The following is a 14,000-nucleotide window of genomic DNA, read 5'->3' on the forward strand; positions in this document are numbered from 1 at the left end:
TTTTGTTATCATTTGATGTATCACTGTCGCTGGCAAATTTGCAGATATGGCTGCTGTTGCTTACGTCGTTGTATTATTGGGTAAAGTATACCAGTGGCGATGACTGTGTTGATGCCTTAAAGCTTACGGCGCTTGTGACCGTTTCTTATAGTTTAACTATTTTTGTCCACCCCATACTGGCAAAACTGAATATGCTCAGTGTGATGTATGGCAGTGTCTTCTACCTTATTTATTTACTGATGGATTTGGTGACTTTAGCGCTAGTGATTCGTTTTAGCCGTAAGCTAGTCGCTCGAGCTGATAAGGTGAGTAATGCTTATGTGGTGTTGGTATTGGTGGTCAATAGTGCGTTATATAGCTTACTGTTATTTGAACTGTACTATTATTTTTACCTACAAGATAGAGGTTATAGTAATTGGGTGGTTATGCTGTATCAATATGGCATCAATACTATGGATATGATGTTGGTAGTGGCGCTACTAACAAGAAAAGACTTCCTAGGCTTTTACGCCATGATAAAAGAGCGGCGTTGGCCGCTCGTTAAAACTGATACTCCAAGCTCATCGTAAGAGCTGCGTGGGTATCATCCTCGCTTTGCGATTGTTGTTGCCAAGCAATCACTCCGGCTTTCGCCAACAGCCCAAATACACCACGTTGATAACCAAATTCTAGTTGATTACGCTGGGCGTCTTGGTCTTCAAACTCAACACGTTTTAGCTTGGCATAGGCACCAACGCCTTGAGTACTAAAATAATCAACGCCTAGGGTGTAGCTTTTAGCTGCCAGGCCCATACTGGCTCCTAACCATAAATCACGCTCGCGGTAGCCGTTACTATCGAGGCTGTTATCACGTGGACATAGGCTGACTGTGGTTTCATCTTGGCAGTCGATGGTGGTATCAGAGTACTCAACGAAGCCTTTTAAGCGGTAATTATGGCTGCCCCAAAAGCTTTCCATACCCAAGGTAAACATGGGGGCTTGTGGCAGTGCGCCACTGTCGTTACTGCCAGCGGCTTCGGCATACACGGCAATAGGGCGACTGGCCAGTCGAGTGGAATACTTAGCATCGATACTGGTTAAGCGTTGCTGGTGTTGTTCGGCGTCTGAGTTCGTTTGTTGATAGACAAAGTCGCTGTAGCTGGTGCTAAATCCAAGTTCTAAACCCGGAAGTGGAAAAGCCGCGGCGCGAAAGCCCCAAAAATCACCATTTTTATTACTGTTTAAAGAGGGGCGCTGTTTCGCCATCATGGCATTGATTTGCCAAGGCCCAATAAACGAGAAAAAGCTGGGACCACTGTAGTTATTATTTGCGCGGCTCAAGCGTACGGCTGTCATAGGCGCAGCATTATTAGACAGCAATAATGCGTTCTCGTTACCTGGCCCCCACCAGTAGCTTAAGCGCTCAGCACTTAAAGACCAGTTACCAAACAGCACCGCAAGGTGACTGCCGTGATGATTTATTTGTTTGCCATCTTGGCTATCGTCGGCGTAATTTACGGCCACTTTGGCACTCACCGAATCACCAGTAATAACACCATAACTTTTGAGGCCGGAGCGTTGTTGGCGGCGCTCACCAAAACCATTGCTGCGCACATCAGCGCCATTAAAATGGGCTTTTACGCTGCTGTAGCGGCCGCGCTTGGCTTGTTTTAAGGCGTGACGTAGATGCGCTAGGGCAAAACTGGCTGATGGCGACAGAGTTTGTTCCTCTATGGCCGCCAAATCATTGACGATGCCACTCCACAGCAGTGGATATTGATTGACTGGGCGGTTAATCACTCCCTCAGCAACCAGCATATCGATACTGTGTTTGATTTCGCTTTGTGCCACGTCTATCCATGGTGAAGCGTGCACTTGCGCGCTCAATAAGGTGGCAAGGGGAAATAGCAGTTTTTTCATCCGTGTAGTTTTTCCTCTAGGGCGCGTGCCACCAATGGGTGGACAAATTCACTGACATCGCCGTTATGTATGGCGACTTCTTTTACCAAGGTGGATGAAATAAACGAGTTGCGTTCAGAAGGCGTCAAAAATACGCTTTCTAACTCGGGGTGAAGGCGGCGATTCATGTTGGCTAGCTGAAACTCGTAGTCAAAATCGGATACCGCGCGAATACCGCGGATCAACACATTGGCATTTTGTTGTTTCGCCAGATCGACGAGCAATCCCGAGAAACCGATGACTTTGACGTTTTTTAGCGGCTGTAAAATTTCTTCAGCTAGGGCAACGCGCTGCTTTAAATCAAAGCAGGGTTGTTTACTTGGGTTATGCGCAATCGCTAAAATAACCGTATCAAACATTTTTGCTGCGCGTTTGATCAAGTCCTCATGGCCATTGGTGAGCGGATCAAATGTACCTGGGTATAGGGCAACAACCTTCATATTAATTTCTTTGTTGGAATTTTTTTGTATGGTAACAAGGTTTTTTTCAAAAAACACTGGTCAGCTTTGTCTGACTTGCGCTTATATCTCATCGTGTTTAGTGTTATTTTGAAGCCTCGTTCCAACACTTGCCAAGTCAAGGGCTCTGCAGCATCAGTGTGTCATCAAACCAACAGCAATAGAGAATCGCAATGAATACCAAGGAAAAAATCATCCGCACCAGTATCGCGTTATTTAATCTGCATGGAGAGCGAGCGATTACTACCAATCATATCGCGTCGAGTTTGGGGATAAGCCCTGGTAATTTGTATTATCACTTTAAAAATAAAGAAGACATCATTCGCCAGATTTTTTCACTCTACAGTGAGCATTTGAATGAGCACTTTAAGCCAATGGCGCAGCAGCAAGGTGCGTTAGAGCAGTTAACGCAATATCTCGACTCTTTATTCGATTTAATGTGGCGTTACCACTTTTTTTACGACAATCTCACCGACATTCTGGCCCGTGATGAAGAGCTAAAAAAACAATACATCGCTTTTCAAGCGAGGTTATTAGAGCAGGTTAAAGCGGTGGTTCTAGGTCTTAGAGACAGTGATATTATCGCCATCTCTGATGCCGATGCCATGGAAGTGGCGCATATGCTGAAGATGACCGTAAGCTTTTGGACACCTTACGTAAAAGCGCGCAGAATGACTGGGGTGCTGGAGCAGCAAGATATATACAATGGCATCGTCAAAGTATTAATGTTGTTTAAGCCCTACGCCACGCCATCTAGTGCGCCTGAGATTGCGCGTTTGCAAGCACATTACCAAAATTTAGCAGAAACCAGCCTACCCAGTATTGCTTAGTTATACCAATCCACATTAATACTTGCTCAATTTGAGGGAGCAAATTCGACGCTAACTGCGTTAAAAATTTCTTATTTAGAACAACTAAATAGCAAAGTTTTTGCCTAGTTATCGACAGAGTTTTCTTGCCTCAAATAGACCACTTAATTAAGCGAATTGGTATTAATGACGCTGCGTTTGCGGCTCTACAAACTGTTTATTTCCTAATCGCCCGCTAATTTGCTATACTCGCGCGCCCGAACTGTCTTTCGGTCTGTGTGTGCGTTGTTGCTGTCTTTTGCTGGCTAGCAGCTGTGTTATCGCGAGCCGACAATCGAACCAACTAGAGTAACTTGTATGTTGAAATTTATCGTCAAATTGCACCCTGAAATTGCAATTAAAAGCAAATCCGTCCGTAAGCGTTTTACCAAGGTACTAGAAAAGAACATCAAAATGCTACTGGTGCGCGTTGACGAAAAAGTAAAAGTCAAAAACAACTGGGATAATATCTCAGTTGTGAGCCAGTTGGATGACGAGAAAACGCGCTTAGCGCTTATCGATAACCTTAAGCGCACGCCAGGTATTGTGCAGTTTATTGAGGTACAAGAAACTCAGTTCGAAAGCTTAGACGATATTTACCAACAAACCATTGCTTTAGTTGAGCCGCTGATCACCGGCAAAACCTTTTGTGTGCGTGTAAAGCGTCAGGGCAACCACGACTTTACTTCCAGCGATGTTGAGCGTTACGTCGGTGGGGGCCTGAATCAGCACGTAGCTGGTGCCAGCGTAAGACTGAAAAAGCCCGATGTCACCGTTAAAATTGAAATTAAAGACGACAAAGCCTACATCGTCCGTCACCAACATTTTGGTTTAGGTGGCTTCCCGTTGCCAACTCAAGAAGACGTACTCTCTTTGATCTCGGGTGGTTTTGACTCGGGAGTGGCAACCTATCAAATGATGCGTAAAGGCGCCCGCACGCACTTTTTATTCTTTAACTTAGGTGGTGCGGCCCATGAAATCGGCGTAAAGCAAGTTAGCCATTATTTGTGGAAGCAATTTAGCTCAACCCATAAAGTAAAATTTATTACGGTTGACTTTGAACCTGTGGTGGCTGAAATTCTCGAAAACGTTGAAAGCGGCCAGATGGGCGTAGTGCTTAAGCGTATGATGATGCGTGCAGCCGCAACCGTGGCGGAGCGCTTAGGGATCCCAGCGATTGTAACCGGTGAAAGCATTGGTCAGGTCTCAAGTCAGACGCTAGCAAACCTCAATGTTATTGACCGGGTGACCGAAATGCTGATTTTGCGCCCACTTATTCAACACGATAAAGAAGAGATTATTCGTATTGCCAGAGCCATTGGCACCAATGAGATGGCGGAGTCGATGCCAGAATACTGTGGTGTGATCTCGAAAAAGCCTACGGTAAAAGCACAGTTAGATAAAATTCAGGCTGAAGAAGCTAAATTCGACTTTGATGTTTTAGATACTGTGGTTGGCAATGCCACGGTGAAAGACATACGTGATATTGAAGTAGAAGCAAAAGAGGAAGTCAAAGAGGCGGAATCGGTTAGTGAACTGCCGGCGAATGCTGTGGTATTGGATATTCGCTCGCCAGAGGAAGAAGATGCAAACCCCTTGGAGTTAGAAGGCACAGAAGTGATCCACCTACCATTCTTTAGACTGGCCACCAAGTTTGGCGACTTACCACAAGATAAAGAGTATTTCTTATATTGTGCCCGAGGGGTAATGAGTCAGTTGCAAGCCTTGATCTTGCACGAAAATGGCTACGCCAACGTTAAGGTGTATCGCCCTTAAGCTCACCACTCACCTTCATTACTCGCTGTAACAGTGCTTCATTTTGTGGGGCGCTGTTACCTTGTTGCCGCGCTTTGGCGACAATAAAGCCACACATGGCATCGATTTCAGTTTGCCGCTGCTTGGCGACATCTTGTGCCATAGAAGAAAAGTTGGCCGCGGTTTGCGCCATCACGGTGTAGGCCAAATGTAAAATATCGGCTAAAGGTAAGTTGACCCCTGAACTTGCCGCCACCACTTGCACTTCATTTAATAACGCTAAAATCTGGCGACTATACTGCGGCTGGAGTAACTGACCATTATTGACCTGAGCTAGGGCAGTAAGGGGGTTAATGGCAATATTCACCGCTAATTTTTGCCACAGCTTAGTCATAATATCAGCGCAAGGCTCAGCGTGTTCCAGGTTGCTAAATAAACGGCTAAACACAGCTTGGTAGTTGTCTGTTGCGGCGTCATTGAGCGGTCCAAACCAAGAAGCCCCTTGACCGGTATGATGCACGGTGTGTGCGGTTTTATAGCCGGCCATGGCAGTACTGAAAAAATAGGCCGATTGCTGCCCCTGCAGTTGCGCTAGGGCACTTTGCCAATCCAACATGCCATTATGGCTGATGATAAGGTTAGCATTGGCACTGAGCTTGGGCAGAAACTGCATAAACGCTTCTTGGGCTTGATAGGATTTCACTGGCATGAGCAGCAGATCGATGCTGTTATCGGCGATGGACTCCTGTTGGCAAGTTGCCACCTCAAGTGGCTGTGTATGCCCTGCATCGTGATAGTAGTAGCGCTCAGAGTGAGCTTTACGGGTAACCAGCGTCACAGCAAATTGTTGGCTAAGGTGCTTTGCCAACAATAACCCAATGGCACCATCACCAACAATATACAGCTTAGGCATGCCGCCCCCGGCGCCAATAATCCCAAAGGTAATACAGCGCAAAGTAACAAAGTGCACCGGCAATATCGGCAATAAAATCGGCCGTTGAGGCTTGGCGGTAAGGCAGTGTGTGCTGCATCCACTCTATTCCTGCACCATAAAGTGAAAGTAGCGCAAGGTGTAGCCAGAGCTTAAACTTAAAGGCGTGATGCGAAATAAACGCCAAGGTAAAAAAGACAGCAAAATGCGCAACTTTATCCACGTGAGGGAAAAGCCGAGGTGATAAACTTATTTCTTTGGCAAAAAGCACAGTACAAATAATTAAAGCGATAATTAATAGGGTTTTATAAACACGCCTTGTCACAATACATCCTACTTCTGTATGAGTGAGCCAGCAGTATAACATTGAAAACTGGCTATTGGGTGAACATCCTAAAGTCGTAGGGCAAAAATAAAAATAATCGCCACCAGTACAGCCACGCAGTGCTATAATCGGGGCAAAATGAATTGAGGAGAAGCAGATGCCTTCATTTGATATTGTGTCTGAAATTGACATGACAGAAGCAAGAAACACAGTCGATAACGCCACCAGAGAGCTCGAAACGCGCTACGATTTTCGTGGTGTGGATGCCGAAATCTCATTAAGCGGTGAAGTGATTAACCTTAAAGCAGAAGCCGAAAGCCAAGTGATGCAGTTATTCGATATGTTAGTGGCGAAAGCGGCTAAGCGTGGCCTTGATGTGGCCAGTTTTGAGCTAAAAGACATTGAGCGTTCGGGCAAAAATGTATCGCGCAAAGTCACGTTAAAGCAGGGCATTGATAAAGACATGGCTAAGAAGCTGGTTAAGCTTATTAAAGATTCTAAAATCAAAGTTCAAGCGTCAATCCAAGGCGACACGGTACGAGTCAACGGTAAGAAACGCGATGACTTGCAAGAAGTGATGCAGTTGGTGCGTTCAGGTGAGTTGGGTCAACCTTTCCAGTTTAAAAACTTCCGCGATTAATCCCCCATAGTGAGCACCTTGCTAAATAAGGTGCTTCTAGATTTCTAGACGTCCATTGACATTGTTCCCGAAACCCCAGACAATAGCTGCGAATTTCCAAGGTGCTATACACAACCTAGCTGGGTTGCCAAATGTATAGATAATCGGGAAGTTGGTGCGAGTGAAAAGGAAAGTCATCGAGCTCAAGGCCAACGCTGCCCCCGCAACGGTAAAGTGAGTCTGCTGTTTAGCGCTTACTCAGCCCGGAGACCGGCCTTGGAGTGGTCACTATTTGTTCTTGTACGGTGGGTACAAGTTAGGGGAATCCATGGTTAATAAAACTGCTATTAGCGCAGCCGTTGCTGCCATTATCTCGTGTTCGGCGACCGCTGAGCAAAACATAGAACACATTCGTGTTACTGCGAATAAATTTACGCAATCCTTACCGGACACACTGGCGGCCGTGACGGTGATCCAGCGTCAGGACATTGAAAAAAGCAATGCCTTAGATGTGATTTCGTTGCTTGATACCGTGGCTGGTATTCAAGCCGTGCGCAATGGTGGCTTGGGCCAGAGTGTCAGCCTATTTTTGCGTGGCAATGATGCCAAGCACACCCTAGTGTTGGTCGATGGTGTGCGCGTGTCTGACGCTAATTCCGGTGCGGCCTCATTAAGCAATATACCGCTCAATAGTATTGAACGTATTGAAGTGATCCGCGGCGCTAAAGCGGCAATTTATGGCTCAGATGCCATTGCCGGAGTGATCAATATCATCAGTCGTAAAGGCAGTAAAAACACCCTTGCTGTTACTTCTGGCAGCAATAATTACGCCGACGTTGAAGGGACTCTGCATTATAAAAAAGAGTTGCTGAAGGTGTCGGCCAATGCTGGGTATGTCGAGACGGATGGCTATGATGTCATCGCTAAAGATCCGGCCTTAGCAGCCAGCAAAAACCACGACCGCGATGGTTACCGCAATAGCAATATGGGCGTTAATATCAGTTATGGCGATCGGGCCACAGGACTCTTCTCGCTGCGCTCGCAGTACAGTGAAGGCAAGGGCGAGTATGATGCCTTTGGCAGTGATGAATATCGCTTTCAAAATTACACCAATAAACTGAGTTGGCAAAGAAGTCATGATGCCTTTTCTCAGCAGGTGGCATTTAGTAATGGCCAAGAAGAAAATAAACAAATCGGTAGCAGTAGCGATGACAACGCGTATGTGACTAAGCGCAGCCAATTTGAATATCAGTCACAATTTCACTTCAGTGATGCGCTGTTATTTACTGGTAACATCACCTTTCTAAACGAAGATGTTGGTGCCTCAACGGCAAAGTTTTCTGAGTCGCAACGAGATAACCTCTCGGTTGCATTAGGTGCATTTTATAATGATGACAATTGGCTTGCAGAAGTGGCGCTGCGTAGCGATGATTATGACTTTCACGGTCGTGCCAACACCTACACCCTAGCCATTGGCAAAAGGCTGAGCAATGATATTAGTATCAAGCTAAATCATGGTACGGCGTTTCGGGCGCCTTCTTTATCGCAAGCCTTTACCATCGATAGCCCTTATTACTTACCTAACCCCAATATCGCTCCGGAACAAGCTACTAATAATGAACTGATTGTGAGCTACTCTGGTGCAGATGTTCGTGCTGAAATTGCACTCTATGACAATCGAATTTCCGATAAAATTGTTTACCAGCAAAACGATGCGTGGAAATACGTACCATACAATATTGAGCGCGCAGACTTCAGCGGTGCAGACTTGAGTGTCGCTGTGAATGATGGTTTTGGCTTCACCCATACCGTCAATGCCAGTTATACCCGAGCCGAAGACGCTGCTAGTAATGAGCAGCTACTGCGCCGTGCTAAACGAACCTTTACCTACTCACTCAGCAAACAATGGCATAAATTAGACGCTACATTAACCTTGCTGCACCGTGGTAAACGTAATGACAATGTTTGGGGAGCGGGTGGCGCTTATGTTGCTGAGTTGCCCGCTTATACCGTGATTAATTTGGCTGCCAACTATCAGCTATTAGAGGATATAAAGCTCACCGCCAGATTGGAAAACCTTGGCGATAAGCAGTATTTCAATGCCACAGCGGGAGAGGCAAGCGATGGTACCTTGCTGGGTTATAAGCCACCTGGCCGTGAAGCCTATGTGGGTGTCAGTTACACCTTTTAATTGCCGTTTAAAAGCAGCGCTCACCGCGCTGCTTTTTTACTTAAGGTAGGCGGCAAACTGCTTAGAAAACTTTTCCACCTTAGGGGCAATTAAAATACTGCAATAGCCTTGGTTGGGATTGGCCGCATAGTAGTCTTGGTGGTATGACTCAGCGGCATAAAATTCCGCTGCCGGACTCAGCTCGGTGACAATCTCAGCATCATAATTGGCCTGTAACTGCGCGATATAATCTGCAGTTTGTTGCTGTTGCTGGGCATTATGATAAAACACTACACTGCGGTATTGGGTGCCAATGTCGTTCCCTTGACGGTTTAATTGGGTGGGGTCGTGAAGGGTAAAAAACATCTCTAACAACACCGCAAAGCTAACCTGCTCAGGATCGAAATGCAGTTGCACTACTTCGGCATGACCACTTTCGCCAGTACAGATATCTTGATAGCTGGGGTTGTTGATGTGACCGCCGGTATAGCCGGATTGCACCGATTCTACGCCTTTAACGCGGCGAAATGCCGCGTCGATACACCAAAAGCATCCGCCACCTAAAGTGGCGACTTGAGTGTCTGCCATTTATCTCTCCTGCTCTGGAAATTGCTGCGATTGTGCTGCCAACTGCTTAGCGGTTACCTCTGGCGAGCGTGTGTTTCTGGCCAGCAGGGTGTAAGCCGTTGGGATCACAAATAAGGTTAGTATGGTCGCCACACTCACGCCAGCGAAGATCACAATACCAATCACCATGCGGCTTTCAGAGCCCGGGCCCGAAGCCAGCACCAAGGGGATTGAGCTCATCACGGTGGTTAACGAGGTCATAATAATCGGTCGTAAACGTTGTGCAGCGGCATCTATCACCGCCTGTTCAAATGCCAAGCCTTTATCGCGCAGTTGGTTGGCAAACTCCACAATAAGAATGCCGTTTTTAGCGCTTAAGCCGATCAACATAACAATACCAATTTGACTGTAAATATTCAGGGTACTGTCGGTTAGGAAAAGCCCATACATGGCACCGACCAACCCAAGCGGGACCGTGAGCATGATCACCAGCGGGTGAACAAAGCTTTCAAACTGTGCCGCAAGTACTAAGAAGGTCACTGTCAACGCTAAAATAAACACGTAGGTCATGGCCGAAGCGCCTTCATAAAAGAGTTGTGATTCGCCCTTGTAGTCAACGGCACCATCGATATCGTTCTCTTCAGCGGCGACCTTATTAAGAAACTCTAAGGCTTCCGCTAAGGTATAATCACCAGCGAGATTGGCTGTGATGGTGATGGCTCGCATGCGGTTGTAACGGTTAAGGCGCGATGCCGTGGCTTCTTCTTTTATGCTGATCAAACTGTCTAATGGCACTAACTCTGCAGTGCGGGATTTGACATAAATATCGGCAATATTATTAGGGGCGGCAAAGTCACTCTTGGTGCCTTTAAGGATCACGTCGTATTCTTCCCCGCGGTCGATAAAGGTAGTGACACGGCGTTGGCCCAACATGGTTTCCAATGTTTGCCCGATGGCACTGACCGACACACCTAAATCAGCAGCTTTGGTTTTATCGATGCTGACTAAAAATTGCGGGAAAGTTTCCTTGTAGTCATGGTCGAGACGAACCAAGCCTTTGTTCTCTCTGGCACGTTCTAAGATGCGGTCACGCCAGTCAACCAGCTCATCGTAATCGTTGCCTTGTAAGACAAACTCAATGGGGCGTGAGTTGCCTCCGCCACCGATACCACGGCGCATAATCGCGAAAGCACGAATATCGGTGATGCCTTGCATTTTGCCGCTGATCTCACCCATGACTTCCCAAGTAGAACGTTTGCGTTCATCCCAATCAGGCATGCCCACAATAGCCACACCACCTTGGCCACCCCAACCGGGTACGCGCACTAAAACGCGGCTCAGCTCTTTTGATTCAACATAGGGCAGCAATTGCTGTTCGATTTTAGCCATATTGGCGGCGTTATTCTCATAGCTGGCGCCCTCTGGCCCGTTCATCATCACAAAGAAAGTACCACGGTCTTCTTTTGGAGTCAGTTCCGAGGGGATCTGCTGGAACAAACTGTAGCTGGTAAAACCGGCGAGAATGAGCATTACAATGAGGCTATATTTACGCGTTAAATTGTCTTGTAAAACGCGGCGGTAGCCTTGTTCTAGACGCGAAAATTGACGGTCCATCCACTGACTAAAGCGGCTTTCAGAGCTACTGGGTTTGAGTACTTTAGAGCACAATGCTGGGGAGAGAGTTAATGCCGTAATACTAGAAAAGAGCACTGCAGCACTCACTGCAAAGGCAAATTCAGTAAATAACGCACCAATACGACCGTCCATAAACACCAGTGGGATAAACACTGACACCAGCACTAGGGTCGTGGCAATAATGGCAAAGCCAACCTCCCGAGCGCCGCGGTAGGCCGCCAACAATTTCGGCTCTCCCAGTTCAATGCGGCGATAAATGTTTTCCAACATTACGATGGCGTCATCCACCACTAAGCCGATGGCTAATACCAGCGCTAGCAAGGTCAATAAGTTAATTGAATAGCCCATGGCAAGTAAAAACATAAAAGTAGCAATGAGCGCAACGGGCACCGTGACGGCTGGGATCAGGGTGGCGCGAATGTTACCCAAGAAAATATAGATAACCAGCACTACCAAAGCCATGGCAATGGCCAAAGTGCGGTACACTTCGGTAATGGATTCGCGAATAAACACCGAAGAGTCGTAGCTGTCTTGAATGGTGGTGCCTTCTGGTAGATTGCGCTTAATCTTTTCTAGCTCTTTTCTGGCGTTATCCACCACTTCTAGGGTATTGGCTTTGGCTTGCTTCACTATCCCCATGCCAATCATATTACGGCCATTACCACGAAAAGTACTTTCATCGTCGGCGGCTTCAAGCTGCACGTCGGCCACTTCTCCTAAGCGCACCAAATAGCCTTGTTCACCACGCTTAATCACCAAGTTATCGAAGTCTTTTTGGGTTTTGTAGCTGCGGGCGATGCGCACCGAGAAGTCACGATCAATCGATTCGATTTCACCGGCGGGGAGCTCGACGTTTTCACGGCGCAGTACTTGTTCTATATCGCCACTGGTGATCCCCCGAGCGGCCATGGCCTTGCGGTCGAGCCAGATTTTCATAGCATACTGGCGTTCACCGCCAATGCGCACATTCGATACACCATCGACTACCGCCAATCGGTCGACAATAAAACGCTGGGCATAATCAGACAGTTGTAAGGTATCCATGGTTTCGCTGTTCAGTACAAACCAAGCAATGGGGCTTTCATCACTGTTCGACTTAGAGACTTCTGGCGGTCTTACTTGCTCTGGTAGTCGGTCTAGAGCGCGTGATACCCGCTCACGGACATCGTTCGCGGCGGCATCAATGTCACGAGAGATAGTGAACTCAATGGTGATATTAGAGCGACCATTGCGGCTACTAGAGGTGATGCTTTTTATCCCTTCGATACCGGAAATACGATTTTCTAGCACTTGGGTGATTTTGGTTTCTACTACCTCAGCAGAGGCCCCCGTATAGTTAGTACTGACACTCACTATTGGGCTTTCTATGTCGGGGTATTCCCGCAGTGGTAACATTGAAAAGGCGACTAAGCCAAAAGTGAGTAACAGTAAGTTAATTACAATGGCGAAAATGGGGCGTTTTACGGCTGTGTCTGTGATCCTCACTGCGCTTACCCCTTGACCTTAACTTTTGAGCCAGAGCGGATTTTCAATGTGCCCTCGGTGACAACTTGCTGGCCTTCTTGTAAGCCCTTATTAATTGCCACCCAGCCACTAAAGCGGGTTTGCAGTTGCACTTCACGCTGCTGCGCCGTGCCTTGCTCATTAATAACAAAAACAAAATGCTTGTCTTGACGCGGGATGATGCTTTTTTCTGGGATTAATAACGCCGTCAGTGTCTCCAGTTCAAGTGCCACATGCAGCAGCATACCTGGGCGCAGACGGTGCTCAGCGTTGTCAAAACTGGCGGTGACTCTGACAGAGCGAGTTTGTTCATTAATGCGTGGGTCGATATGTGATACTTCGCCGCTGAACGTTTCTCCTGGGTATGCTTCACTGGTGGCATTCACTTGCATGCCTATGGCCAGTTGCGCTAGGTACTTTTCTGGAACTTGAAAGTCGACCTTAATGATGCTGATGTCATCAAGGGTGGTGAGCACGGTGTTATTATTAACGAAGCTACCAATGGAGACATTTCTAGTGCCCAGTAAGCCATCGAATGGCGCGTAGATAGACAGTTCAGCCAATTTGGTTTTGGTCGCTTCTAACTGCGCCGTCAACATATCCACTTTTGCCGATTGTGCTTCCAGTTGTGAGCGCGCCGCAGATTGAGTTTGTGCCAGATTCTTAAGTCGCTTAAGTTGGCGGATCTCTTCTTTGAGCGTCACTTTCAAGGCTTTGATGTCGAGCTGCTCTTCGTCATCTCTGAGTTGAGCGAGCTTGTCGCCTCGCTTAACCACGTCACCATCATCAAAATACAAGGCGGTAATGTAATCGCTTTGGGCGCTGGTGACATTTATCGCTTGATTTGCCCTAGCTGAGCCAATAGAGTTGACCGCAATGGTGCGCTGCTCGGTGGTGACCGTGTGTGCCTTAACTGCCGTAGCAGAGCCACTCCCTCGAGTAGGTTGACCTTGTGATTGTGGTAAATACAGATAGCCGCTTATGGCAATCAGCACAACGATAATAAAAGGGAAGAGTGCTTTTCCTGTTTGATGACGCATAGCTTTAACCTAGAATTTAGTTTGACTCTAGTTTACAAAATTAAACGATATCAGAGTCTACGGCGTATCCTATTAATTTGTGTGTTTGACGAAAATATCACTAAACTGGGGAGCTTGTACCAAATTTGAGTAATATGAAATCGAGCAATTCTTGCAAACAATGCATGACAATACGAAGGTTAGTTGTCTGGGCGATCATCATGTACCTTTT

At 46.9% G+C, this 14,000-nt stretch carries 12 protein-coding genes and 1 riboswitch; of the genes, 5 read left to right on the plus strand and 7 right to left on the minus strand.

Translation table 11 applies throughout. From position 1 onward, the window contains the following. Positions 1-2 precede the first annotated feature (2 nt). The gene (locus R3P39_RS15660) at positions 3-569 is read left to right on the plus strand and encodes a hypothetical protein (RefSeq protein ID WP_336568625.1); all 567 of its coding nucleotides are present in this window, start codon (positions 3-5) and stop codon (positions 567-569) included. Here the strand turns inward: R3P39_RS15660 and R3P39_RS15665 are convergent. Together R3P39_RS15665 and coaD are read right to left on the minus strand one after the other, a co-directional pair. Continuing rightward, positions 541-1,899, minus strand: coding sequence for a capsule assembly Wzi family protein (locus R3P39_RS15665; protein ID WP_336568627.1), 1,359 nt, complete (start codon positions 1,897-1,899; stop codon positions 541-543). The genes R3P39_RS15660 and R3P39_RS15665 overlap by 29 nt on opposite strands. Next, entirely contained in the window at positions 1,896-2,378 is a 483-nt protein-coding gene (coaD, locus tag R3P39_RS15670) for a pantetheine-phosphate adenylyltransferase (protein ID WP_336568628.1), read from the minus strand. The genes R3P39_RS15665 and coaD overlap by 4 nt, the downstream gene beginning before the upstream one ends. A gap of 191 nt (positions 2,379-2,569) precedes the next feature. Here coaD and R3P39_RS15675 point away from each other — a divergent pair, with 191 nt between their 5' ends. Continuing rightward, positions 2,570-3,226 (plus strand): TetR/AcrR family transcriptional regulator, encoded by a 657-nt coding sequence (locus R3P39_RS15675; protein WP_336568629.1) that lies wholly within the window; start codon positions 2,570-2,572, stop codon positions 3,224-3,226. 336 nt (positions 3,227-3,562) lie between these two features. Continuing rightward, positions 3,563-5,020 (plus strand): tRNA uracil 4-sulfurtransferase ThiI, encoded by a 1,458-nt coding sequence (thiI, locus tag R3P39_RS15680; protein WP_336568630.1) that lies wholly within the window; start codon positions 3,563-3,565, stop codon positions 5,018-5,020. Here the strand turns inward: thiI and R3P39_RS15685 are convergent. Further along, positions 5,001-5,912: a ketopantoate reductase family protein gene (locus R3P39_RS15685; protein WP_336568632.1), complete on the minus strand. Its 912-nt coding sequence runs from the start codon at positions 5,910-5,912 to the stop codon at positions 5,001-5,003. The genes thiI and R3P39_RS15685 overlap by 20 nt on opposite strands. Further along, the gene (locus R3P39_RS15690; RefSeq protein ID WP_336568633.1) at positions 5,905-6,255 is read right to left on the minus strand and encodes a VanZ family protein; all 351 of its coding nucleotides are present in this window, start codon (positions 6,253-6,255) and stop codon (positions 5,905-5,907) included. Before R3P39_RS15690 ends, R3P39_RS15685 begins: the two co-directional genes overlap by 8 nt. Before the next feature lie 157 nt (positions 6,256-6,412). Between R3P39_RS15690 and R3P39_RS15695 the strand changes: the two genes are divergently transcribed. Together R3P39_RS15695 and R3P39_RS15700 are read left to right on the plus strand one after the other, a co-directional pair. Then, entirely contained in the window at positions 6,413-6,895 is a 483-nt protein-coding gene (locus tag R3P39_RS15695; protein WP_336568634.1) for a YajQ family cyclic di-GMP-binding protein, read from the plus strand. A gap of 95 nt (positions 6,896-6,990) precedes the next feature. Beyond that, a riboswitch (cobalamin riboswitch) is annotated at positions 6,991-7,155 on the plus strand. A 47-nt stretch (positions 7,156-7,202) separates the two neighbouring features. Continuing rightward, positions 7,203-9,065: a TonB-dependent receptor domain-containing protein gene (locus R3P39_RS15700; protein WP_336568635.1), complete on the plus strand. Its 1,863-nt coding sequence runs from the start codon at positions 7,203-7,205 to the stop codon at positions 9,063-9,065. Positions 9,066-9,101: 36 nt separating this feature from the next. On the opposite strand, the gene msrA is transcribed toward R3P39_RS15700, so the two are convergent. The 3 genes from msrA to R3P39_RS15715 are packed head-to-tail and all read right to left on the minus strand — an operon-like array spanning position 9,102 to position 13,789. Beyond that, positions 9,102-9,632 carry a peptide-methionine (S)-S-oxide reductase MsrA gene (gene msrA, locus R3P39_RS15705; protein ID WP_336568637.1) on the minus strand — a complete coding sequence of 177 codons (531 nt, stop codon included), beginning with the start codon at positions 9,630-9,632 and terminating at the stop codon, positions 9,102-9,104. Then, positions 9,633-12,731 (minus strand): efflux RND transporter permease subunit, encoded by a 3,099-nt coding sequence (locus tag R3P39_RS15710; protein WP_336568638.1) that lies wholly within the window; start codon positions 12,729-12,731, stop codon positions 9,633-9,635. A gap of 5 nt (positions 12,732-12,736) precedes the next feature. Next, positions 12,737-13,789 carry an efflux RND transporter periplasmic adaptor subunit gene (locus R3P39_RS15715; RefSeq protein WP_336568639.1) on the minus strand — a complete coding sequence of 351 codons (1,053 nt, stop codon included), beginning with the start codon at positions 13,787-13,789 and terminating at the stop codon, positions 12,737-12,739. Positions 13,790-14,000 lie beyond the last annotated feature (211 nt).

This window comes from Pseudoalteromonas sp. UG3-2 (assembly GCF_037120705.1).
Taxonomy (GTDB): domain Bacteria; phylum Pseudomonadota; class Gammaproteobacteria; order Enterobacterales; family Alteromonadaceae; genus Pseudoalteromonas.